This is a genomic window from Aquitalea magnusonii, from assembly GCF_002217795.2.
Lineage (GTDB): Bacteria > Pseudomonadota > Gammaproteobacteria > Burkholderiales > Chromobacteriaceae > Aquitalea > Aquitalea magnusonii_B.
In genome coordinates, this window is record NZ_AP018823.1 from 4,142,875 (window position 1) to 4,165,013 (window position 22,139).

Consider the following 22,139-nt stretch of genomic DNA (forward strand, 5'->3'; position numbering starts at 1 on the left):
ACTGGCTCAGGGCAAGAACGGCGGTGCTCAGTGGCCGGCCGGTAAGGCGGCGGGGGCGGGAATCAGGGCTTTGCGCACGCACTCCCGGCCCTGCTGACCGGCATTTTGCACGCAATCGAGTTCGGCGGCGGCGCGTTGTTCGCAACGTGCCTTGCTGGCGGCCCGGCTGCAATCTGGAGCAGGCAGCTGCGCCAGCACACAGTCGCGCCTTGCCTGGCCTTCACTGTCATTGCAGGCTGCCTGCGCGGCTTGCAGCGCTTCGCAGCGGCGGGCATCGCGGCTGCGCTTGCAACTGAGTGCCGGTGTGAACTGTTCGATGCAGGAACGACGCGCACCATCTGCCATGTCATTGCAGCTAAGCCAGCCCTGCCGGTAACTGGCACAGCGTTGCGGTGCCATGGCCTTGTCGCAGTCCGGCGCAGCCAGTGCGCTCAGCGACCATGCGGTTGACACCAGCATGGCCATTCCCGCCAGCAGGCGTTTGCTACTCCACTTTCCCCAAGCTTTATTCAAGGCCGTGATCCTTGCCACTGGCAATCTCCGGCTACCCATGCAGCCGGCTCAATCGTTCTGGTACTGTTCCTGCGCTTTTTGCCGCTTGTCGCGCCAGAAGTTGCGCTGGCCCGGCGGCGGCAATGGCGGATGGGACAGACCATCCGGGCCATAGCGGTCCGGCGCGCCTGGACCACCGGGCGGCGGCCCCGCCGGCTGATGTCTGCGCTGCAGTCGGCGGGCATCTTCCGGAGACAGGTCACCGGCCTGCACCGCCTCCTTCAGACGCAGATTGCGCAGGCGGCGTTCCTCACCGGCCGACGAACGCGAGAAGTGTGGAAACTCCGTCGCGCCATCTTCCGGGCCATTCGGGCCCTGTGCCGCCGCCGGCAAGGCGCAAGCCGTCACCGTGGCAAACAGCAAGACATAAATGGCATGGTCCTTCATGGCTTCATTTTAACCTGACATCTGGCCTGCTGCCACGGCGATGCTTGGGAATCGCAGCAGCAGGCGGGTGGGGAATGGCGCCGTGGGCGCCGACAGTGTTATTTCTCGCCGCTGGGCCGGCGCATGCTGTCGGGCATGGCCGCGGATTGGCTTGCGCTCGCTCCGCCCGGCGCAGCCATGGCAGCTTGCCCGGACTGGGCCTGCGCCATCTGGCGGGCTTCGCGGATATCCGCGCCATTGCCACCATGCTCGGTGGCACTGGCCAGTGGCGACAGCAGCAGGGTGGATACGGCAACTAGCATGAAAATCAGTGGCTTATTCGTCATGATGTTCTCCGGCAAGCAGGACACGCTTGCAGTCTAGAAGCCCGTCTTTGCGCAACCGTGTGCCGCATGTTACCAAATGTTAACTTATGTGAATGCCCGTCAGCGTTGACACATAAATTCATGATCCACCATCGCCTGCCGCGCCGGGGCAGGTTAAGCTTTGCCATCAGCATGCGGGCCGAAGCGCAAGTAGCGCGGCCATCAAGGAAAACAACATGGAACACAACAAGATTCTCATCGTCGACGACGACGCCAAGCTGCGCGAATTGCTCACCCGCTATTTGGGTCAGCAGGGCTACGTGGTGGATACCTTGCCGGATGCGCGCGAACTGGACCGCAAACTGGCGCGCAACCGCCCGGACCTGATGGTGCTGGACGTGATGATGCCGGGTGATGACGGCCTGGCGGTGGTACGCCGCCTGCGTGCCCAGGGCGAGACGGTGCCTGTCATCATGCTGACCGCGCGCGGTGAAGACGTGGACCGCATCCTGGGCCTGGAAATGGGCGCGGACGACTATCTGCCCAAGCCGTTCAACCCGCGCGAACTGACCGCGCGCATCCAGTCGGTATTGCGCCGCCACCATGCCACCCCGGCGCTGGCAGCCCGCCACGAGTCTGACGAAGTGATCGAGTTCGGCGAGTTCCAGCTTAATCTGGGTCGCCGCGAGCTGCAAAAAAACCAGCAGGTGCTGTCTCTGACCACGGCGGAATTTGCCGTGCTTACCGTACTGGCCACCCACCCGCGTCGCCCCCTCACCCGCGAACAGCTCATGGAAATGGCGCTGGGCAAGGGCAATGGCGAATCGCTGGACCGCAGCATCGACGTCCACATCTCGCGCCTGCGCAAGACACTGGAAGGCGGCGACAGCCCGCTGCGCTTCATCCAGACGGTGTGGGGCTATGGTTATGTATTTGTGCCTGACGGCAGCGAGCGGGAGTAAGCGGTGCTGCGCCGCATTACCGGCTCCCTGTTGTTTCGCCTGATCGTGCTGGTGGTGGTGGTGGTGGTGACCACCCAGATCGTCACTGTTTACATTGCGGCAGGCGAGCGCCACAAGCTGATGGACAAGCAGCTGTATGCACAGGTGGTGGACACGCTGGCCTTCCTGGAAGGCTCGATGGACAACATGAATGCAGCACAGCGCACTGCGTTTCTGGCCAGCTACAACCGCCCCGGCCTGCCGCGACTGCTGCCGCAGGAAGCCGCCGCCCATCAGCCATTCGACCGTGAGCTGCCACGCGTGGCCGACAGCCTGGTCAGCCGCCTGAGCAAGGGGCTGGATGATACGGTACACGGCTACATGGTTCACCGCGAGGACCGCAACGAATTGTGGGTGAACGTGCATGTGCTGGACACCCCGTACTGGCTGGTGATTCCCTTTGGCCGCTACAGTGATCGTCCCATTTACTCCTTGATGCAGGCCGCCTTGCTGGCCACCCTGCTGGCCACCTTGCTGGCCTCGCTGGTGGCCTGGCGCATCACCCGCCCCATTGGCAAGGTGGTGGAAGCCTCGCGTGAATTGGCGCGCGGCAATATGCCGCCGGCACTGCAGGAAGATGGCCCGCGTGAGCTGGCTGCCCTGGCGCGCGGCTTCAACCACATGGCCAGTGCGCTGGACAGTGCGGCACGCGAACGCAGGCTGATGCTGGCCGGCCTGTCACACGATCTGCGCACCCCGCTGACCCGGCTGAAACTGATGCTGGAATTACAGGACAGCAGCGCTGACACGCCGGACATGCTGGCCGATATCGATGAGCTGTCGCGTATCGTGCGCCAGTTCATCGACTTTGCCCGCGCCGAGGAGTCGGCACGGCTGGAGCCGGTGGCCCTGGCCGAGCTGGCGGACAGCGTGGTGGCCCGTCTGGCGCGTAGCGGACTGGATGTCAGCCTGCTGCGTCTTGCCGAACCGGAACTGCAGGCCGATGCGCTGGCATTGGAGCGCCTGCTGTCCAATCTGCTGGAAAATGCGCGCCGCTATGGCAAGCCGCCGGTACGGGTGGAAATCGAGCAGAATGAGGGCATGGTGGTGCTCAGCGTGATCGACCATGGAACCGGCATCCCGGCCGCCTTGCGCGAATCAGCCCTGGCTCCGTTTGAACGCCTGGCCGAGCACCGTGGCACCGATGGCGGCAGCGGGCTGGGACTAGCCATCGTGTCGCGCGTGGTGAAACAACACCACGGGCAACTGCAGTTCTGCGATGAAGCAGACGGTGGCTTCCGCGTGCGCATCCTGCTACCGCTCACCACTGCAGCTGCTACCGCCTGAAACCGGCTGCAAACGGCTGGCGACTCAGGAGCGGGGTCGCCAGCCCAGCAGCAATACCCCGCCCAGAATCAGCAGCCCACCCAGCAACATCAGCAGCCCCACCTGCTCGTGCAGGAAGAGCGCCCCCCACAACACGCCGAATACCGGCACCAGATAGGTGACGCTGCTGGCACGGGTGGCCCCCAGCCGGTCGATCAGCCGGTAATAGATGAGATAAGCCAGCGAGGTGCAGCCCACGGCCAGGGCCAGCACCGCGCCCCACACCATGGGTGAAGGTGCCTGTGCCGGCAGATTGAGCAAGGCCAGGGGGGCCAGCAGCAGCGCACCGCTGCACAGGCTGCCCGTTGCAGTCACCAGCGGCGGCAGACCGGGCAACCAGCGCCGCGCCATATGCCCGGACCAGCCATAACAGGCGGTTGCCCCCAGCATGGCCAGCACCGGCAGCAAGGACTGCACGTCAAATGCCGCGCCACGCCCCAGCATCAATACCAGCACCCCGGCCAGCCCCAGCAGCAGGCCCGCGGCGCGCGATAAGCGCATGCGCTCCCCCGCCAGCGGAATGGCCCATAGCGCCGTCATCAACGGCGTAGTGGCATTCAGCACCGATGCCACGCCCGCCGGCAGGCTGTGGCTGGCCCAGGCAATCAGGCAAAACGGCAGGGCCGACAGAAACACGCCCACCACGGCAATGCGCAGCCAATGCTGTCGCCACAAGGGCAGGCCACCGCGCAGCAGCAGGAGCGGCAGCAGCACCAGGGATGCCAGCGTCAGGCGTAAGGCAATCAGCGGCAAGGCTCCCAGTTCGGGCACGGCCACCCGCATGAACAGGAAGGAACCACCCCACAAGGCCGCCAGCACCACCAGTCCCACCATGTCGCGATTCATTGTCGCGTCTCCCTTTCTGGACATGACAGCCAGCATAAATGCCCTGGCCACCGGCTGCACCCGGTTTGTTGCCGCCTAATCCGTCTGCGGGAGGGAACTAGTTACTGCGGGGAATAGCCAGCGCTGCGCCACCACCGCACACTCGACACTCCCCCTTGTCGAGTGCCAGATGCCATGGACATTCCCGATTTCAACGCCCTGCTGGCTGCGGCCCGCCAACAAACCGAACCGCAACACTTGCTGATGGTGTTTGCCAAGGCCGTGCTGCATGACGACCACCAGCCGCAGGAGGCCGAGCGCTTTGCCCGCGGCGAAGGCGGCATCCTGCTGCCCAGCATGTGCCTGGACCGCGCCGCCGACGCACTGGTGGACTTTGCCAGCCTGCAAGCCGAATCCGCCCGCATGGGCGAGCCGTGGCAAATCATGTTTGTCGCCTGTCTGGATGGCAGCGCCGGTGGCCCGCCCGCAGCAGCCGCTATCGAAGCGGCGCTCAAGCGCATGATCCAGACCATCCAGACCGGAGGCGATGTGTCGCGTTATCTGGCTTTCGATCGCAACGGTGATAGCGTGCGCTTTCATTAACACCGTCACGGCGCAGCCACCAGCCATGGCACTGCCCCGGCCTGGGCGCTAAGCTGAACCGGATGAGGCAGGACAAGTCTCAAGCCTTGTCCTGTACCACACCGCAATCAGCCCACGCCCGCCGGAGCCCGCATGAACCTGTCCCTGCTCAGCCGCTATGCCTTTTTTGTCGCCTGCATTCTGTTCAGCCTGATCGGCCTGGTATTGCACCAGATCGAATGGCTGTGGCCCTTCACCCTTGCCGCCAGCGCGCTTAGCCTGCTGGGGGTGCTGGACCTCACGCAAACCCGCCACGCCGTACGGCGCAACTACCCGGTGCTGGGCAATATCCGCTATCTGGTGGAAGCCATCCGCCCGGAAATCCGCCAATACCTGCTGGAAGCCGATGGCGAACAACTGCCTTTCTCGCGTGACCAACGCTCGCTGGTTTACGCCCGCGCCAAGAACACCCAGGCCGACAAACCCTTCGGCACCCTGCTGGATGTGTATGGCAGCGGCTTCGAATTCATCAGTCACTCCATCCGCCCTGCCCCGCGCAGCGACCCGGCCGGCTTCAGGGTGCAGATTGGCGGCCCGCAATGCGCGCAGCCCTACTCCGCCTCGGTCTTCAATATTTCGGCGATGAGCTTTGGTGCGCTCAGCGCCAATGCCATCCGCGCACTCAATCAGGGCGCCAGCCGGGGCGGTTTCTACCACGATACCGGCGAAGGCAGCATCAGCCCCTATCACCTGGAACACGGCGGCGACCTGGTATGGGAGCTGGGCAGCGGCTACTTTGGCTGCCGCGACGAGCAAGGTCATTTCGACCCGGAGCGCTTTGCCCGACAGGCACAAAACCCGCAGGTGAAGATGATTGAAATCAAACTCAGCCAGGGAGCCAAGCCCGGCCACGGCGGCATTCTGCCCAAGCACAAGGTGACGCCGGAAATTGCCGCCACCCGTGGCGTGCCGCTGGGGCAGGATTGTGTATCGCCCTCCAGCCACAGCGCGTTTTCCACCCCGCTGGAGATGATGGCCTTCATTGCCCGATTGCGTGAGCTGTCCGGCGGCAAGCCGGTGGGCTTCAAGTTTTGCCTGGGCCATCCATGGGAATTCATGGCCATTGCCAAGGCCATGCTGGAAAGCGGCATCCTGCCGGATTTCATCGTGGTGGACGGCAAGGAAGGCGGCACCGGCGCGGCACCGCTGGAGTTTACCGACCATATCGGCGTGCCGCTGCGCGAGGGCCTGCTGTTCGTACACAACACCCTGGTGGGGCTGAATCTGCGCGACAAGATCAAGCTGGGTGCCAGCGGCAAGATCATCAGCGCCTTCGACATTGCCAGCGTGCTGGCCATCGGGGCGGACTGGGCCAATTCCGCCCGTGGCTTCATGTTTGCCGTGGGCTGCATCCAGAGCCAGAGCTGCCACACCAACCGCTGCCCCACCGGCGTGGCCACACAGGACCCGCTGCGCCAGCGCGCTCTGGTAGTACCGGACAAGGCAGAGCGGGTGTATCACTTCCACCGCAATACCCTGCATGCGCTGTCCGAGATGCTGGCCGCCGCCGGCCTCACCCATCCGGAACAACTGGAAGCCCACCATCTGGTACGCAGGGTAAGCGATACCGAAATCCGCCTGTTCTCGCAGCTGCATGTGTTTTTGCAGCCGGGCGAACTGCTGGGCAGTGACATCAAGGCCGAGTTCTATGGCCGCATGTGGCGTATGGCGCAAGCGGGCAGCTTTGCGCCGGCCACGCACCATGCGTGATTTGACAAGATAATGAGGCGGGCCGGATAAGTGTTTGCTGTTCGGCCTGCTTTGTTCGATTGATTGCGGCCTTTCCGATAGCAATAGATTCAGTATTTCTGATCTACATTTCCGGATCACAGCCTTTCGTGATCTTGCCGCCTTCGATCTCTTGCGTGGAGCATGAAAACTCCTCGTATCTTCCAGCCTTGAAGGATAGCTTCACCAAGTAACACTTGCCTCCACGGCACTGTGATTCCTGAATGTCCTTCATGCCATTATGACTACTGCTTAGCACATGAAAAGCATCTGAATTACCGGCATAAACAATATTGTTCCGCTCATCCATGATCCAGTGGAAGAATGTATGCGCACCATAGAAGGTCTGAAAATACGGGTCAGATTTGGGGCGAATGAATAGAAATGATTTGCGCCCGGAGGACAATGGAAGCTTACGACTAGCGAACAGTGGCTGATAGTCTCCAGCCCTCATGTCTTTATCCGCCATTTCTTTGTCGGCTTGAGACTTCAGATTGGCATCCGCATTGACAATCAACTTCGCCTGCATCTTGGATATACCAGACCAACCAGTAGTTTTTTCTTCCGTATAGGTTTCGAAAACAGGCTTGGCCAGCACTGCACCGGAAACAATCGCGAATAATAAACCAAAAGCCTTGATATTCATTCTTTGCTCACATTTCCACCATGGCCTTTAAACATCGAAACAACTTCTTCGTAGTTGAAGTAGTGCTGCCCCGTCACGCGATTGGCTGCGCCTTTACCCAAAGGCATAGCGTTTTATTTCTTGCAGCCCTCCCAATAGCAACAGTCATATTTCCAATAATATATTAATGGTACTGTAGTTGTTTTATTCTATCCTTTGCCATTTCCATCATACAACTCATGTACTCTGAAGCAAGGCCCAACCCTCCTCCTAATGCTCAGTTTCATAACCCCTCTTTATTTCATTCGCCTCTACTCATCCTCGAAACGAAAATCCGCCCAATCCGGAGTCCAACCAACACGGTCATTACATTTCATTTTCTTGAATAGATAGACCTTATTCTGTTGTTTATCAATAATAAAACAAACATCTCCAGCCTTTACGTTGAAGACCAAATCGCTCGTTCCATCAACGGGCTGCTTATAGACATTTATACTTTTTAAAGCCACAACCTTAATCGGACGCGGAGAGCAGCCGACGACTAATAGCCCTATCAATAAAACTAGCCATTTCATAGGTGAATTCAGAGACCGGATACCCACCCGGCACCCAAGCCAGGGCAGATGACAAACATTTCATGAACCGTATAATCTTTCGGGTCCAGAATTGCAAAAGCACTGGACTCGTCTCGCATCCTGTAGCAGCGAGTTTCTTTAGTGACGGCAAATGCTTTTTTTGTGGCCTCTTGCGTCGTAAATACAAGCTTTGTTGCTGATAACCATTTTATTTCAATCACGTCAACCGGGTTCTGCCAAAATACTGGCCTAGCAACTAGGTGGTATATAAAGACAGCCCCAGCGCCAAGAATCATGCCGATGAGCAGTGTAAGTAACTTCATGATCTTGCTTTATCCTGAGGTAGATATTTATCTGAAAAAAACATTAGACTTGTCCAATACTGCCCATATATCGGCACCATTCATATGTAAACTACAATCCGCTACAGCAATATAGTACAAATTTAATTGTACTTAATGGGCAATCAATAATAGACAGCCTATCAATAAAAATAACAGGTCATGGGTAGATTCAGAGGTCGGATACCTAATCTATCCATCCAGCCCCATGGTCAGGACAAATGATGAGCGCCTTTAATATTGTATAGTCTTTGGGGTCGGCTTTAAAAAAGCTAAATTCCCCATCGTCAATTAGAAAGCAAGACTCATTCTTTTTTAGCCTAAATTTCTCCTTCTTCAATTCTGAAGTTTCGAAGACAATTCTACTGTCATTTTGCTCAATGTGTTTGATCAGTTTTATATTTTTGTGCCAAAAAATTGGCCTAGCAACTACGTGGTATATGAATCGCCCCTCCTTTTCTAGACACTTCGCGAGCCTCACACTAGGCCCCACAAGGAGGTGTCATGAGCAAGCCGCGTTTCCCCGAAGCGTTCAAGATTGAAGCAGTCAAACAGGTAACCGAGCGTGGTTACCCAGTGGCCGAAGTCGCCAGCCGTCTCGGCGTATCTGCCCACAGCCTGTATCAATGGCTGAAACGCTTCGACCCCAAGCGCGCCCAACCGGCCGAACCCGCAGACCAGCAAGCCGAAATCCGACGTCTCAAGGCAGAGCTCAAACGGGTCACCGAGGAGCGCGACATCCTAAAAAAGGCCGCCGCATACTTTGCCAAGGAGTCCGGGTAAGGTATGCCTTCATCCGGGCCCATGCGCAGCAGTTCCCTATTCGACGGCTGTGTCGTGTTATGTCGGTGCATCCCAGTGGCTACTACGCCTGGAAAGCGTCACCGTACTCACCGCGAGCTCGAGAAGACCAGCGCTTGCTGGGGTATATCAAGCAGGCATGGCTCGAAAGTGGCGGTGTCTATGGCTATCGCAAGGTGCATGACGACATGCAGGCTCAGGGTGAGCGCTGCGGCAAACATCGTGTGGCACGGCTGATGAAGCAGGAAGGCTTACGTTCGCAGACGGGTTACCACCGGCGTCCTGGGCATTACCGTGGCCGCCCGGCAGTGGTGGCACCTAACCACCTGCAACGCCAGTTCACCGTGAATGAACCGAATAAAGCTTGGGTGACCGACATCACTTATATCCGCACGCATGAGGGGTGGTTGTACCTGGCGGTGGTGCTGGACCTGTTCTCGCGGCAGGTGATTGGCTGGTCGATGCAGTCACGTATCGATAGAGAGCTGGTGCTGAATGCCCTGTTGATGGCGGTATGGCGACGTCAGCCCAAGCAGGAGGTACTGGTGCATTCCGACCAAGGAAGTCAGTTCAGTAGCTACGATTGGCAGGACTTCTTGAAAGCTCATCGCTTGGTGCCCAGCATGAGTCGGCGTGGGAACTGCCACGACAATGCCGTGGCAGAGAGTTTCTTCCAGTTGCTGAAGCGGGAGCGCATCAAGCGCAAAACCTATCACGACAGGGAGGAGGCCCGGCGGGATATCTTCGATTACATCGAAATGTTCTACAACCCGAAACGCCGGCATGGTTCCGCAAACGGGCTATCGCCGGTAGAGTTTGAGAAGCAATATTTCCAACGGCTCAAGAGTGTCTAGAGAAGCCGGGGCGATTCAATATGAATACAGTCCCAGCGCCAAGAATCATGCCGATGAGCAGTGTAGGTAACTTCATGATTTTGCTTTATCCTGAGGTAGATATTTATCTGAAGAAAACACTAGACTTGTCCAATACTGTCCATATACAGCACCGATCATATGAAAACTACAATCCGCTATAGCATCATAGACCCTTTACCCAACCGGCACCTAAGCCTGGGCAGATGACAAATTTGTTTAGTATCATATAATCTTTCGGATCAATCCTAGCAAATGAGCTGGACTCATCATCCATTCGATAGCAACGTGCTCCCTTATGGATTAAAAATGCAGCTTCCTTCCCCTGTTCCGTTTTAAATGCCGTAATGACTGCGGACTCAAAATGTACTTCAATCACTTCAACCGAATTACTCCAAAATACAGGACTAGCCAGCCGATGGTATAGGGGTGCTGTTAATGCGCCAAGAATAATACCGATGAACAACATAGTTAATTTCATTATCTTGTCTTTGGATAGTAATTTTTCTTTACCAAACGATTCGACTTCCCTAATACTGCCAGTAATTCAGCCGGTGTAACCGGGAATGGCAACCAACGCGGGTCGTGCGCCAGAATACCAATCAACTCTAGTGCATCCGCCATATTCGACGAACAAGAATCGTCAAAAACACTATACCGGCTATGTCCCAAACCACTTTTCTTAATATGCTCTCTATCATGCATTACTCGACGCTTCAATTCATTTTCGACGATTATTTTTTCTCGCGGAGAAACCCAAAGAACTAATCCAATATTATCACGATACCCTTGACCTCTAACGTCTTCTCTACTTAAGGTACGTTGAACCACACCTCCATTCATATAAACATCCTTGGACATCGTCACGTACTCCTCATGCCCACGGCTATATACTGTTCCGTCAATGACAATTGCAGCGTGTCACCATTGTGAGCCTTGGCTGACCATTCTGGAGTCACTGATAATGACTTCAATCATCTCTCGTGGAACTGTTACGGCCTTGACACTGCTATCCGAGCTTGGCGTTAATTGTTTGCTTGCTACCTTGATCAGTGTTTTACCTGTGCTTGGCGATTTAATCTGTTGGTTCATGCTTAGCTCTCCAGATAAATATCAACAGTATGTTGTTCTGCAATTGAGGCAAGTAGATGCGTATGGCCTTGTGCATTGCTTATTCCATATTCAGGCTCCCCATTATTAATGGAAAGCGCATACTCGGCATGCGCAATGGGAACTCCATCTTCATCAAGTAATTGATAGAAATCATTAAACTTTACTTTGCTATTTTGGGATGCTGAATCTGATTCAGGCTGGATGTGACTTGGTGCTATTTCATCGGCAACGGTGTGATGGGCGACATGCTGTGAAATTGCATTCAGCCGTGGTTTTGGCTCACATGCACAGCAACAGATATCACCATGCAAGGCCACAGCTCTTGTTTGGCCTGCGTGAATTTCGTTCATCACATTCCGTGGCCCTATGCAAATAATATATCCGGTAGTATTACAGACCGGACATTGAAATCGGTCCCGTTCCAGTATCATGTTCAAGCCCATGATCTTGCCACGCCCGGTTCCAATGATTCTGGCCGGTGGCTTGCTGGTACTCAGATCACCACTCACGGCAATGGCGCGTTTCCTCATATCCTGCTCCTGTTTTGTCTTGCGACATCAATCAATACGGTGATTGACACCGAACCCCATTACCGACCAGACATAGAAAATTTCTGGTCAAGGAATATCAAATAATTTGCTTGGCAAATTCAGAAAACAAGGACAAGAAATTTGATTAGCTATTCGCTGGAGTTTCTGCCTTGCCATCTGCTGAATACAGAAAGCACGACAATAGATTCATTTCCAGCATCGCCGTAACTGGCAGGTCTGACAGATACAGGTAATTAGCCACGCGGCCATCTGCTTGGAGAAGAAGGAGATAAAACAAGGCCGCAACGCGGCCTTGTTATTTAGAACCGCTAACAAAACCGCGTAGAGAACCCGCGCCAAGGTGCGCCGCCGCAGACAGTACATGGCGTACGGCAAGGCGGCGCAACGCTGGAGCGGGGGTTTTGCTAGCGGGTCTTACTACGCCACGCTCTCAAAACCGGACAACACATTCACCGCATTCACGCCGATGTCCTCCACCGCGTAGCCGCCTTCCATCACGAACAGCGTGGGCAGGCCCAGTCCGCCAATGGCCTCGCCCATGCGCAGGTAGTCGGCATTTTTCAGAAGGAAGCGGGAGATCGGGTCCTGCTCGAAGGTATCCACCCCCAGCGACACCACCAGTGCGTCCGGTGCGTAGGCGGCAATCTTGCTGCAGGCATCGGCCAGGGCCGGGCCGTAGTGCGACCAGTCCGTGCCATGGGCCAGCGGGTAGTTGTGATTGAAGCCCAGCCCGGCACCCTCCCCGGTCTCGTCGGCATGGCCCAGGAAGAAGGGGTATTCCACCGTCGGGTCACCATGCAGGGACAAAAACTGCACGTCACTGCGCTGATAGAAAATGCTCTGCGTGCCGTTACCGTGGTGGTAATCCACATCCAGAATCGCCACCCGTTTGGCGCCACGGTCCAGCATGGCCTGGGCGGCGATGGCGGCGTTGTTGAGGTAGCAATAGCCGCCCATGTAATCCGCCGCGGCATGGTGGCCGGGCGGACGGCACAGCGCAAAGGTACTGTGCCCGGTGGCCAGCATGGTATCCAGCCCGGTCAACGCCACATTGGCCGAGGAACGGATGGCCTGCCAGGTGCCGGCGGTGATCGGCACCCCGGCATCGAAGGAGTAATAGCCCATCAGGCCGTCGATGTCCTGCGGAATGCGGTCGGTGCGCAGGCCGCGCACCGGCCATACCAGCGGTAGCGCGTCGTGGTTGCGGCCCTCGGCCTGCCACAAGCTCCAGGCCTGCTCCAGAAAACGCACATAGCCGGCGTCATGCACGCGCAACAGCGGCTCCAGCCCGTGTTCGGTGGGGGCGATGATGTCGCCCAGCCCGGTTTGCCGTACCCGCTGCAACACCATGTCGGCGCGGCTGGGCATTTCAAAGCAGGGTTTGAGAGTGCCGTCGATCAGCTCGGCATTGCCGTGGTGCAGGTGGTGGTCGTCACTGTAAATCGTCAGCATGCAGGTCTCCTTGCCGCGGGTGGGAAGCCAGCGGCATTGTGTTGTGTTTGCAAGGGAAAGCCGGCCTCAGCCGGCAAGTGTCATTTCTTCAGCTTGGTCCACACCCGGTCGCGCAGGGCATTGGCCTTGGCCGAACAGTTCTTGTTGGGCACAAACAGCGCGCGCATGGCAGCGGTGGGGTTGATGGCCGGGTCGGCCTTGAGGTCGGCGACAAAATAGGCCGAGCTGCCCTTGATGGCGTTGTTGTAGCCGGTGAAGTTGGAGGCTTCGGCGATATTCTTCGGCTCCATCATCCAGTTGATGAACTTGAGCGCGTTATCGCGGTTTTTGGCACCTTTGGGGATCACCAGATTGTCGTTCCAGAACGGGATGCCTTCTTTCGGATAGACAAACACCGCCGACTTCAGCTTCTGGCGGGTGCGGTAGGCGGCACCATTCCATTGCTGGTGCATGATGACTTCCTGCGCCTGCATGCGCTCGATGGTGCCGTCGGAGTTATACATGGCCAGCATCGGCTTTTGCGCTTCCAGCAGGTCCTGGATGCGCTTGGCCTGCTTCGGGTCTTCGGTACACTGGTCCACTTTCAGGTAGATGGCGGCGGCCTTGTACAGCTCGGCCACGTCATTGAGCGCCACCACCTTGCCCTTGAGCGCGGCCGGCGGGGTGAAGAAGCTCCTCCAGCTATTGTCCAGCTTGCCGCCCGGCACGCGGCTGGCGTCATAGGTAAAGCCGGTCACGCCCCACATATAAGGTGCGGAGTATTCGCGTTGCGGGTCGAAGTCCGGCTTGTTGAGCGGAGCCTGCACCAGCTTGAAATTGGGCATCTTGCTGACGTCGATTTTTTCCAGCAGGCCTTCGTCGCGCATGATCTTCACCATGTAGTCGGACGGCACCACCACGTCATAGCCCTTGGCCCCGGCCTTCAGCTTGGCCAGCAGGGATTCGTTGGAATCAAACACATCCAGGTTCACCTTGATGCCGGTTTCCTTCTCGAAGCGCTTGAGCAAATCCTGCGGGATGTAGTCGGACCAGTTGTACAGGTTCAGCTCGCCCCCGGCCATGGCCGAGGCGGATACCAGCAGACCAGCCACCAGGGCCAGCGAATGCAGTTTGCAGACTTTCATGGCATTTCTCCTTCGTATGTTGTGCAACAAGCGAAACATGAGGGGCGGAACAGCCGCCGACCCGGTTCAGGACTTGCGCTGGCCCATCCAGTAGGACAGCGCGACAAAGGCAATGGACACCAGCAGCATCAGCGCCGACACCGCATTCACTTCCGGGGTGATGCCCATGCGGATCAGGCCGAAGATGTACACCGGCAGCGTGGTGGCACCGGCACCGGCCACAAAAAAGGTGATGACGAAATCGTCCAGCGACACGATGAAGGCCAGCATGGCGCCGGACAGCACGCCCGGCAGGATCAAGGGCAGGGTCACCCGGCGGAAGGTGGCAAACGGCCCGGCGTACAGGTCCGCCGCGGCTTCCGCCAGCCGTGGGTCCAGCCCTTCCAGCCGGGCGCGGATAGGCAGGTAGGCAAAGGGAATGCAGAACACGGTGTGGGCAATCAGCACCGTCATCAGCCCCAGGTCCAGCCCCAGCGCCAGGAAAAACAGCAAGGACGCCACGGCAGTGACAATTTCCGGCACCAAGAGCGGCAGGCCCAGCATGGCATTGATGAAGGCCTGGCCGCGAAAGCGCCTGCCCGCCATGGCCAGCGCCGCCATGGTGGCAAAGCTGGTAGCCAGCACCGTGGCACCGCAGGCGATGATCAGCGAGTTTTTGGTGGCCCGCAGGATGTTGTCGTTGTCCATCACCTTCAGATACCAGTCGAAGGAAAAACCGGTCCACAACGTGGCAATGCGGTTGGCGTTGAAGGACAGCACCACCAGCACCACGATGGGCAGGTAGAGGTAGACAAAGGCCAGCATGGCGGTGGGGGTGACGCCACGGAAGCGCCACAAGTTATTGCTTGCCTGCATGTCATTCTCCCGGAGGGCGCTGGAAGCGCCTGGTGTAAACCCCCATCGCCAGCAGCACCAGTGCCAGCAACATGAAGGACAAGGCAGCACCGAACGGCCAGTTACGCGCGGTACCAAACTGGTTCTGGATCAGGTTGCCTATCATCAGGCTCTTGCCGCCGCCCAACAGCTCGGGGATGTAATAGGAGCCGATGGCCGGAATGAACACCAGCAGGCAGCCCGCCACGATGCCGGGCATGGCCAGTGGCAGAATCACCCGCCGCAGCGCCTGCCAGCGGTTGGCACCCAGATCGAACGCCGCTTCCACCAGCCGCCAGTCCATTTTTTCCAGACTGGTGTAGATGGGCAGCACCATGAAGGGCAGGAAGGAATAGACAAAGCCGATGGCCACCGCCGTGGGGGTGTACAGCACATCCAGTGCGCCCTGACTCAGGCCCAGCGCCGACAGGCTGCTGTCGATCAGCCCGCCATTGCGTAGCAGCAGCATCCAGGCGTAGGTGCGTACCAGCAGGTTGGTCCAGAAGGGGATGGAAATCAGCAGGATCAGCCGCTGGCGGGTTTTTTCCTCTTTCAGCGCAATGTACAGCGCGGTGGGAAAGCCGATCAGCAGCGTCACCACCGTGGCAAAACCGGCCAGCAAGAACGAACGGCCGAAGATTTGCAGGTAATCGCTGTTGAGCGTCAGGCTGTCGTCCAGATCGCGCTCGTACAGAAACTGCACATAGGCATCCAGGCTCCATTCATGCCAGCGCACGCCGCCGTAGGTGTCCGGGGCCAGCACCGACATCCAGGCCATCAGCAGCATGGGCAGCACCATGAATAACAGCAGGGTGAGCGTGGTGGGAGCCAGCAGCAGCTTGCGGCGCAAGCGCCGTTGCGGATCAAGCGACATGGTCGGCCTCCTGCAGACGATGGAAGGCTCCCGGCAAGGCGGTAATTGCCACGGTATCCCCTTCCCGCGCCAGCCGCGCCGCGCCGGCGCTGTTGCTGCTGCGCACGCGACAGGGCTGACCATCGGCCAGTTGCACGGTGTAGACGGTATCCACGCCGCGATACACCACCTCGGACACCACACCGGCCAGCCCGCTGCCGCTGGTGGACAGTTGCAGGCGCTCCGGGCGCACCGCCAGTGCGGCAGCCCCCTCGTGCGACTGGTCCAGCACCTGGCCAGGCAGGCTGCCTGCCTGGCCGAAATGCAGCAGGCCATCGGCCACCCGGCCTTGCAGGAAGGAGGTTTCACCGATGAAGTCGGCCACAAAGCGGTTGGCCGGGCGGTCGTAAATGTCCTCCGGGCTGCCCACCTGTTGCAGCTTGCCCGCCGACATCACCGCGATGCGGTCGGACATGGTGAGCGCTTCTTCCTGATCGTGAGTGACAAACACAAAGGTGATGCCGGTTTCACGTTGCAGGCGCTTGAGTTCCACCTGCATTTCCTTGCGCAGTTTCAGGTCCAGTGCGGACAGGGATTCGTCCAGCAGCAATACCTTGGGCGACGGTGCCAGCGCGCGGGCCAGTGCCACGCGCTGCTGCTGGCCGCCGGAGAGCTGGTGCGGACGACGGCGTGCAAAGCCGCCCAGCTTCACCAGCTCCAGCTTTTCCGCCACGATGGGCTTGATGTCGGCCTGCTTGAAACCGCGCATCTCCAAGCCAAAGGCCACGTTTTGCTCCACGGTAAGATGCGGAAACAAGGCATAGCTCTGGAATACGGTATTCACCGGGCGCTGAAAGGGCAGCTTGCCGGACAGCGATTCACCATACAGGCGGATATCGCCACCGCTGACATCCTCGAAACCGGCAATCATGCGCAGCAAGGTGGTCTTGCCACAGCCGGAGGGGCCAAGCAGGGTGAAAAATTCGTTCTCGCGGATTTTCAGCGCAATGCTGTCCAGTGCCAGTACCGCGTGTTCATCATGACCAAAACGCTTACAGACATGGTCGATCTCAATTGCCACACGATTGCCAGTCATGGCCGTCCTCCTGTGGAAACCAGTGAAATGGGCATGCCGGCCCGGTCTCCGGCAGGCAGGACCTTGGCAATGCATGCATGGGAATGTGTCAGCCGCCGTGCGGCCTGCAGATCAGGCCGGGCAGCGTCAGCCTGGGGCCGAGCGCACCCGGCCGGTGGCATCGAATATGCCGGGTGGCGATGTCTGTTGCGAGGCGATGGTCGGTGGGGAAAAAGCGGGTGTAGCCGGATGGCACTCCCACAGCGCGGGCCGCCGGATGAGGTGTGCGCCCAGCACAGTGGCGTTACGGCTCAGGGTGTCGGCCACGGGCCAGCGGTGCTGGCGGGCCGGGTTTACCGCCATCGGGATAGCGGCAACATCTTCCTTGCGCATGCGGTTTCTCCTCCGTTTTGTGTGATCGGACATGGCACCGCCGCGAGCGATGGCAGCACGGGGCTGCCGCTCGGGCTGGCATTGCGAGCAAGATGAACCGTCCTGCAGGCCCGGCCATGACAACGGCCGGACAATCACCCTGGCTGGGGTGTAACAGGTTTGGTCAGATGCTCGGAGTGGTCCGTCTTTTTTTTATTCATTCTGCCAACAAGCCCGGCAGCGGAAAGATACATAGCGGTCAACTAAGGGATAATTACGGCCAAAAATGCCGTGCGAAGCGCATCGCCAACAACGCCTGCCGGTTTGGACAGGCCATTCCAGACAGGGCTGGCCTGCTGTCCGACAGCCGCGCAGACCGGGGCGGCCAGGCAGACCAGCGCGACGGTATCAGCGCCGCAAATCGGAGGGTCGCTTGCCGGTCCAGCGGGCAAAGGCGTGGCGGAAACTGGCCGATTCGGCAAAACCCAGCCGCTCGGCAATCATGCTGATGGACAAGCTGGTTTCCTGCAGCAGATGCAGTGCTTGCTGGTGCCGTGCCTGATCCAGCAAGGCCTGGAAGGAGGTTCCCAGCGCCGCCAGCTTGCGCCGCAGGGTGCGCTCGGACATGTGCAAGGTGGCGGTCAGCTCGTCCAGCCGGGCAAAGCGCACCGGGTCGGACTGGATCAGCCGCAGCACCCGCGCCACCAGCGCCGAGCCATGGCTGCTGGCCCACTGCTCCTGCTGGCGCTGACATTGCTCCAGCGCCATGTGAAAGCTGACGGCATCGGCCAGCGGCTGCGGCCGGTCCAACCATTTGGCTGGGAATAGCAGTGCGTTTTCCGTCATGGCAAAGCGGCCGCCCTGGCCAAAAATGGCCGGATAAAGCCCGGCATGCGCAGGCTGGGGAAAGCGCATGTGTACCGCCTTGGGCGACCAGCGCACCCCCATGCAGTCACGGGCGATGGTCCACATCGAGGACAGGCACATCTCGGCATTGAAACTGAGCAGATCCGCGCGGTAGCGATAATCATCGGCAATCAGCCAGGCTTCCTTGTCGCGCACCTCCAGCCGCAGGGTGAAATAGCTGGCCAGCAGCAGGGGAAAACGGATGGCGGTTTCCAGTGCCACCCGCAGGGTAGGACTGACCAGCATGGTGTAACCCAGAATGCCGTAGTTGGAGGTATGCATGGCATGGCCCAGCCGCAGGCCAAGGGCATCATCCTGCGACAGGCGGCGGGCGGTGTCGAACACCGTGAGTTCCTGATGATGGTTGATCAGCCGGGCCGGCTCCAGCAGGCGTTCTGGTGGAATGCCGCTGCCGGCCAGCACCTCGGCTGCGGCAATGCCCTGCTCGGCCAATACATTCACCGTGGTGACAATGGCATGCAGCGACACGGGGCGGCTGGATGCACTATCGTCAACCGGCTGGGCAACATTGGCAGAACTGGCGGACCGCGTCATGTATCATCCTTCGCATTGCACGATTGGCCGGAGCGGCAGGACCGGCTGCATTCATCAGCGGACAAGGCTGTGATCTTGCCGACTTGATGCCGGTCCGGCAAGTGAGCCCAGCGCAGGCCATCACGGCAAGACAGCGCATCAAATTTTGTAAAACTACTTGTATATCCTGCCAAATGGCCGGAACAATACGCGGGCACACACAGTCTGAACTCGCGACCGGCCAGGCCGGCAGACGCAGACACCATCTTGCCACTGCCGCTTGCCGGCAGCGCGATCACCCCCTGCGGGCTGATACGGCAATGACCTTTCTCTGAGCAAGATTCCGTTCTGGATGGATAAAGCCAATACCATGATCACACTGAAGAAAACCGTTGCCTCCTCCTGCTTCCTGATGCTGGGCCTGCTGTGTGGCCAGGCCAATGCCGCCGTGTCGCTGCTGTCGGTTTCCGATAGCGTCAGCGCCACCGTTGGCAGTGTGTCCACCTCCTTGCAGAACTCCTCCAAGGCCATCGGCAATATCGCGGAAGGCGACTACAAGGTGGTGGCCGTGGCCCAGGCCGACCAGCCGGGCAAGACCCAACTGACGCTGGTACCGCTTGCCGCCACCAATACCACCGAGCCGTTCAACCTATTCGTGGCACAAGCGGATGTAAAACGGGGCGGCGTGGAAGTAGGCCAGATCGTACACGCGCAAAAGCAGGCTTATGGCCTGGCCTTTGCCCGCGCCGACCAGCAGCAGCCGTTTGCCCTGCTGCTGGATCAGGCCTGGAAGTCTGAAGTTCAGCCCAAGGTGGTTTCCTGATTTTCCCGCGCCTCAAAGCCCTGCTCATGGCAGGGCTGCTTGCCTGCTCGGCCACACTGGCCAGTCAGGCTGTTGCCTCGTCCCTGCTGTTTTGCGAGCAGTCCTCCCAGCAGAGCGTGGCACGCAAGAGCGACCTGCTGCTGTTCAGCCAGCAGGTGCGCCAACTGCTGGATGAATCCGGCCACCAGGCGGCCATCATCTCGCGCTCCGGGCTGGACCTGGAGCGCTTTCATATCCGCCTGTCCCATGCCGGCATCAGCCTGCGCCACAATCCCAACTCGCCCTGGTCGGTACGCCAGTTGTATTACGCCTGTGACGAACAGCGCCCGCATCTGTACGACCAGGGCCTGCCGGGTTTTCTGATCGACCAGCCGCAAGGCAGTAATGTCTATCTGTCCATCCTGCTGCTGCCCGCCAAACAGGAAGCACAACTGGTGGAGGCCGCGCTGGACAACAAGCTGTCGCTGCAACTGCTGGGGGCGGATTACAGCGCCAACGCCTATCCCTTTTCCACCCGCTACCAAAACTGCAACCAGTGGCTGGTGGAGCTGCTGGCCCACGCCTGGGGACAGTTGCCGCGCCAAGGCGATGGCCGCAAGCAGGCACAGGACTGGCTGCAACAGCAGGGCTATCGTCCGGATACGGTCGACGTGAAACACCGCTATATGGTGTGGGCGGCCAATGTGGTGCCACTGGTACACAATGGCGACCACCCGGACAGCGAGCTGGCGGCAAACCGCTACCAGGTGAGCCTGCCCTCGGCAATTGAAGGTTTTGTGCGCCAGCAGGCGGACGGGACCGAACGCATCCAGGTTTGCCTGCGTGGCAAGACCCTGATCACTCACCACGGCTGGGATGACATGCCGGCTGACTGCAGCCCGGCTGCCGGCGATACGGTGCAGCAATTGGACTAGTCAGGGCTTAACCTTTCTTTACCCCATCTTTACATCCGCGCCCCTCATGTCGCCGCTGCACCATGCCGATAATGAAGCATCCGATCATCATTTGTAGGCAGCGAGGCCGTGATGGATATCAGCAAAACAAACGCGGTAAACAATAGCGCCACCAGCACACTGCCAGGCAGCGGCAAAGCCGCCGCCAGGGTAGGCAAGGACGGCACCACGCTGGACAAGGATGGCAAGACCAGCACGGCCACACCATCCACCATCGTAAAACTGCAAAGCAAGGCCAAGGCCGAGGATGCCGCCAACAGCAGCGATGCCGCCAGCACGGACGACAACGCGCCATCGGCGGTGAAATCCTTTACCTATGGCGTGCTGAACCTGCCGGACCCGGCTGCAGCAGACACCGCCCCCGCACCCAGCCAGACCGACAACAGCTATTTCACCGCCGGACGCTGGGCAGCGGCGGCGGTGACGGTAGGGACCCTGATTTCTCTGGTGGTCTGACCCCGCGGCAAACCGCGACAGGGCTGAGTTGCAGGCCACCCGCCGGCCAGTCCTGGCCTGTGCGGGACGGCCTGCTGTCTAACCATGGCCCGCCACGGCCAGTGCTGCGCGGCCACCGCCGACATCCGGCGATCCACGCCATGCACCGGCCATGGCATGCCAGACTCAGCGCCGGGCAATCAGCACAATCCCCACCCCCACCAGCAGCATGCCGGCCAGCTCGCGCGCCAATGGCCATTCCCCCAGTTGCAGCGCGGCCATGGCCACCGCCAGCAGCGGTATCACCAGCGCATTGAAGCTGAGCGTGCTGGCAGGCAAACGCTTGAGCAGCCACAACCAGACCAGCCAGCCCACCGCGCTGGACAACACCCCGGCATACAAGAGGCCCAGCACAAAAGCGCCGGACCAATGAATATGGGCAAAATCCGCCCACGGCCACAGGGCCAGAATCGGCAGCAAGCCAATCAAGGCCTGCCAGGCCGAAAAATTCAGGCTGTCGAGCTGGCCACAGCGCGTGGCCCGCTTGCTCAGCACCGAACCCAAAGCCCAGAAGAAACCGGCCAGCACCGCCAGCAACATGGGCAGCACCCCGCCGCGCCACTGCCAGGGCGCCACAATCAGCATCAACCCGCCAAAGCCGGCCAGCAACGCCTGCCGGCTGCGACGGCCAAACGGTTCGGCCAGCAACCAGCGCGATAACAACGCCACCCAGAACGGCATGGTGAACACCAGCACCGAAGTCCGCCCGGCCGCCCCCGCCACCAGCGCCAGGGTAATGGACAGGCTGTACAAACAGGTGGTGCTCAAGCCCACTTGCGCCGCCTGCGCCAGGCGCTGCAGCCGGATGGCACGGCCACGCGCCAGCAGCACGCCAAACAGGGTCAGGCTGCCCAGCGTGGTACGCAGGATCAGATGGGTAATCGGCGTGGTGGCCTGCAAGGTCTGCTTCATCACCACATAGTTGTAAGCCCACAGCGTCACCAGCGCGGCAAACAGCAGCATGGGCAGCCAGCGCGCTGACGCGGCGGTGCGGGACAGAAAGGGGTTGAGGGGGGTACTGGCAGCCGACATGGT

General features: G+C 59.4%; 27 protein-coding genes. 8 read left to right on the forward strand and 19 right to left on the reverse strand.

Going from position 1 to position 22,139, the window contains the following annotated elements:
- Positions 1-27: 27 nt before the first annotated feature.
- The 3 genes from DLM_RS19410 to DLM_RS19420 all read right to left on the reverse strand — a co-directional run bounded on the left by DLM_RS19410 (position 28) and on the right by DLM_RS19420 (position 1,265).
- Positions 28-459, reverse strand: coding sequence for a hypothetical protein (locus tag DLM_RS19410; RefSeq protein ID WP_231959911.1), 432 nt, complete (start codon positions 457-459; stop codon positions 28-30).
- Positions 460-561: 102 nt separating this feature from the next.
- Positions 562-939 (reverse strand): hypothetical protein, encoded by a 378-nt coding sequence (locus DLM_RS19415; protein WP_089082349.1) that lies wholly within the window; start codon positions 937-939, stop codon positions 562-564.
- Positions 940-1,037: 98 nt separating this feature from the next.
- Positions 1,038-1,265, reverse strand: a complete 228-nt coding sequence (locus tag DLM_RS19420; protein ID WP_089082350.1) for a hypothetical protein — start codon at positions 1,263-1,265, stop codon at positions 1,038-1,040.
- Between the two features lie 215 nt (positions 1,266-1,480).
- Between DLM_RS19420 and ompR the strand changes: the two genes are divergently transcribed.
- The gene (gene ompR, locus DLM_RS19425) at positions 1,481-2,206 is read left to right on the forward strand and encodes a two-component system response regulator OmpR (RefSeq protein ID WP_089082351.1); all 726 of its coding nucleotides are present in this window, start codon (positions 1,481-1,483) and stop codon (positions 2,204-2,206) included.
- A gap of 3 nt (positions 2,207-2,209) precedes the next feature.
- Positions 2,210-3,532: an ATP-binding protein gene (locus DLM_RS19430; protein WP_231959912.1), complete on the forward strand. Its 1,323-nt coding sequence runs from the start codon at positions 2,210-2,212 to the stop codon at positions 3,530-3,532.
- A 24-nt stretch (positions 3,533-3,556) separates the two neighbouring features.
- Here DLM_RS19430 and DLM_RS19435 read toward each other — a convergent pair whose 3' ends face one another.
- Positions 3,557-4,417 (reverse strand): DMT family transporter, encoded by an 861-nt coding sequence (locus DLM_RS19435; RefSeq protein ID WP_089082352.1) that lies wholly within the window; start codon positions 4,415-4,417, stop codon positions 3,557-3,559.
- 174 nt (positions 4,418-4,591) lie between these two features.
- Here DLM_RS19435 and DLM_RS19440 point away from each other — a divergent pair, with 174 nt between their 5' ends.
- Positions 4,592-4,999: a ribonucleotide reductase subunit alpha gene (locus DLM_RS19440; RefSeq protein WP_089082353.1), complete on the forward strand. Its 408-nt coding sequence runs from the start codon at positions 4,592-4,594 to the stop codon at positions 4,997-4,999.
- Positions 5,000-5,131: 132 nt separating this feature from the next.
- On the forward strand, positions 5,132-6,748 hold the full coding sequence (locus tag DLM_RS19445; protein WP_089082354.1) for an FMN-binding glutamate synthase family protein: 1,617 nt from the start codon (positions 5,132-5,134) through the stop codon (positions 6,746-6,748).
- Positions 6,749-6,851: 103 nt separating this feature from the next.
- Here the strand turns inward: DLM_RS19445 and DLM_RS19450 are convergent, their stop codons facing one another.
- The 3 genes from DLM_RS19450 to DLM_RS19460 form a co-directional block, all read right to left on the reverse strand.
- On the reverse strand, positions 6,852-7,412 hold the full coding sequence (locus DLM_RS19450) for a hypothetical protein (protein ID WP_089082355.1): 561 nt from the start codon (positions 7,410-7,412) through the stop codon (positions 6,852-6,854).
- Between the two features lie 290 nt (positions 7,413-7,702).
- Complete coding sequence (locus tag DLM_RS19455) at positions 7,703-7,966, reverse strand: hypothetical protein (protein WP_089082356.1); 264 nt, start codon at positions 7,964-7,966, stop codon at positions 7,703-7,705.
- Positions 7,967-7,974: 8 nt separating this feature from the next.
- Entirely contained in the window at positions 7,975-8,289 is a 315-nt protein-coding gene (locus tag DLM_RS19460; protein WP_089082357.1) for a hypothetical protein, read from the reverse strand.
- A 522-nt stretch (positions 8,290-8,811) separates the two neighbouring features.
- Here DLM_RS19460 and DLM_RS19470 point away from each other — a divergent pair.
- A protein-coding gene (locus tag DLM_RS19470; RefSeq protein ID WP_119313197.1) for an IS3 family transposase occupies positions 8,812-9,962 on the forward strand; the annotation gives its coding sequence in 2 pieces (ribosomal slippage) (positions 8,812-9,049 and positions 9,049-9,962; 1,152 coding nt in all).
- Between the two features lie 184 nt (positions 9,963-10,146).
- On the opposite strand, the gene DLM_RS19475 is transcribed toward DLM_RS19470, so the two are convergent.
- The 11 genes from DLM_RS19475 to DLM_RS19515 form a co-directional block, all read right to left on the reverse strand.
- A complete protein-coding gene (locus DLM_RS19475; RefSeq protein WP_145985899.1) occupies positions 10,147-10,461 on the reverse strand; it encodes a hypothetical protein in 315 nt (104 codons plus the stop codon).
- Entirely contained in the window at positions 10,461-10,841 is a 381-nt protein-coding gene (locus DLM_RS23545; protein ID WP_197715455.1) for a hypothetical protein, read from the reverse strand. Before DLM_RS23545 ends, DLM_RS19475 begins: the two co-directional genes overlap by 1 nt.
- Positions 10,842-10,901: 60 nt before the next feature.
- A complete protein-coding gene (locus tag DLM_RS23550; RefSeq protein WP_197715456.1) occupies positions 10,902-11,072 on the reverse strand; it encodes a hypothetical protein in 171 nt (56 codons plus the stop codon).
- 2 nt (positions 11,073-11,074) lie between these two features.
- A complete protein-coding gene (locus DLM_RS23195) occupies positions 11,075-11,443 on the reverse strand; it encodes a hypothetical protein (protein ID WP_145985900.1) in 369 nt (122 codons plus the stop codon).
- A gap of 618 nt (positions 11,444-12,061) precedes the next feature.
- Positions 12,062-13,096: a histone deacetylase family protein gene (locus tag DLM_RS19485; RefSeq protein WP_089082367.1), complete on the reverse strand. Its 1,035-nt coding sequence runs from the start codon at positions 13,094-13,096 to the stop codon at positions 12,062-12,064.
- An 80-nt stretch (positions 13,097-13,176) separates the two neighbouring features.
- Entirely contained in the window at positions 13,177-14,220 is a 1,044-nt protein-coding gene (locus DLM_RS19490; RefSeq protein ID WP_089082368.1) for an extracellular solute-binding protein, read from the reverse strand.
- Between the two features lie 66 nt (positions 14,221-14,286).
- Positions 14,287-15,075 carry an ABC transporter permease gene (locus DLM_RS19495; RefSeq protein ID WP_089082369.1) on the reverse strand — a complete coding sequence of 263 codons (789 nt, stop codon included), beginning with the start codon at positions 15,073-15,075 and terminating at the stop codon, positions 14,287-14,289.
- Between the two features lies 1 nt (position 15,076).
- Positions 15,077-15,967: an ABC transporter permease gene (locus DLM_RS19500; RefSeq protein ID WP_089082370.1), complete on the reverse strand. Its 891-nt coding sequence runs from the start codon at positions 15,965-15,967 to the stop codon at positions 15,077-15,079.
- Entirely contained in the window at positions 15,957-17,042 is a 1,086-nt protein-coding gene (locus DLM_RS19505; protein WP_089082371.1) for an ABC transporter ATP-binding protein, read from the reverse strand. Before DLM_RS19505 ends, DLM_RS19500 begins: the two co-directional genes overlap by 11 nt.
- Positions 17,043-17,168: 126 nt before the next feature.
- Complete coding sequence (locus DLM_RS19510; RefSeq protein WP_089082372.1) at positions 17,169-17,414, reverse strand: hypothetical protein; 246 nt, start codon at positions 17,412-17,414, stop codon at positions 17,169-17,171.
- Between the two features lie 387 nt (positions 17,415-17,801).
- Positions 17,802-18,854 carry an AraC family transcriptional regulator gene (locus DLM_RS19515; protein ID WP_089082373.1) on the reverse strand — a complete coding sequence of 351 codons (1,053 nt, stop codon included), beginning with the start codon at positions 18,852-18,854 and terminating at the stop codon, positions 17,802-17,804.
- Between the two features lie 349 nt (positions 18,855-19,203).
- Between DLM_RS19515 and DLM_RS19520 the strand changes: the two genes are divergently transcribed.
- The 3 genes from DLM_RS19520 to DLM_RS19530 all read left to right on the forward strand — a co-directional run bounded on the left by DLM_RS19520 (position 19,204) and on the right by DLM_RS19530 (position 21,065).
- Positions 19,204-19,656, forward strand: coding sequence for a hypothetical protein (locus tag DLM_RS19520; protein WP_145985901.1), 453 nt, complete (start codon positions 19,204-19,206; stop codon positions 19,654-19,656).
- A gap of 26 nt (positions 19,657-19,682) precedes the next feature.
- Positions 19,683-20,570: a DUF2145 domain-containing protein gene (locus tag DLM_RS19525; RefSeq protein ID WP_089082375.1), complete on the forward strand. Its 888-nt coding sequence runs from the start codon at positions 19,683-19,685 to the stop codon at positions 20,568-20,570.
- 111 nt (positions 20,571-20,681) lie between these two features.
- On the forward strand, positions 20,682-21,065 hold the full coding sequence (locus tag DLM_RS19530) for a hypothetical protein (protein ID WP_089082376.1): 384 nt from the start codon (positions 20,682-20,684) through the stop codon (positions 21,063-21,065).
- Positions 21,066-21,230: 165 nt separating this feature from the next.
- Here the strand turns inward: DLM_RS19530 and DLM_RS19535 are convergent, their stop codons facing one another.
- On the reverse strand, positions 21,231-22,136 hold the full coding sequence (locus tag DLM_RS19535) for a DMT family transporter (RefSeq protein ID WP_167467172.1): 906 nt from the start codon (positions 22,134-22,136) through the stop codon (positions 21,231-21,233).
- Positions 22,137-22,139: the final 3 nt, after the last annotated feature.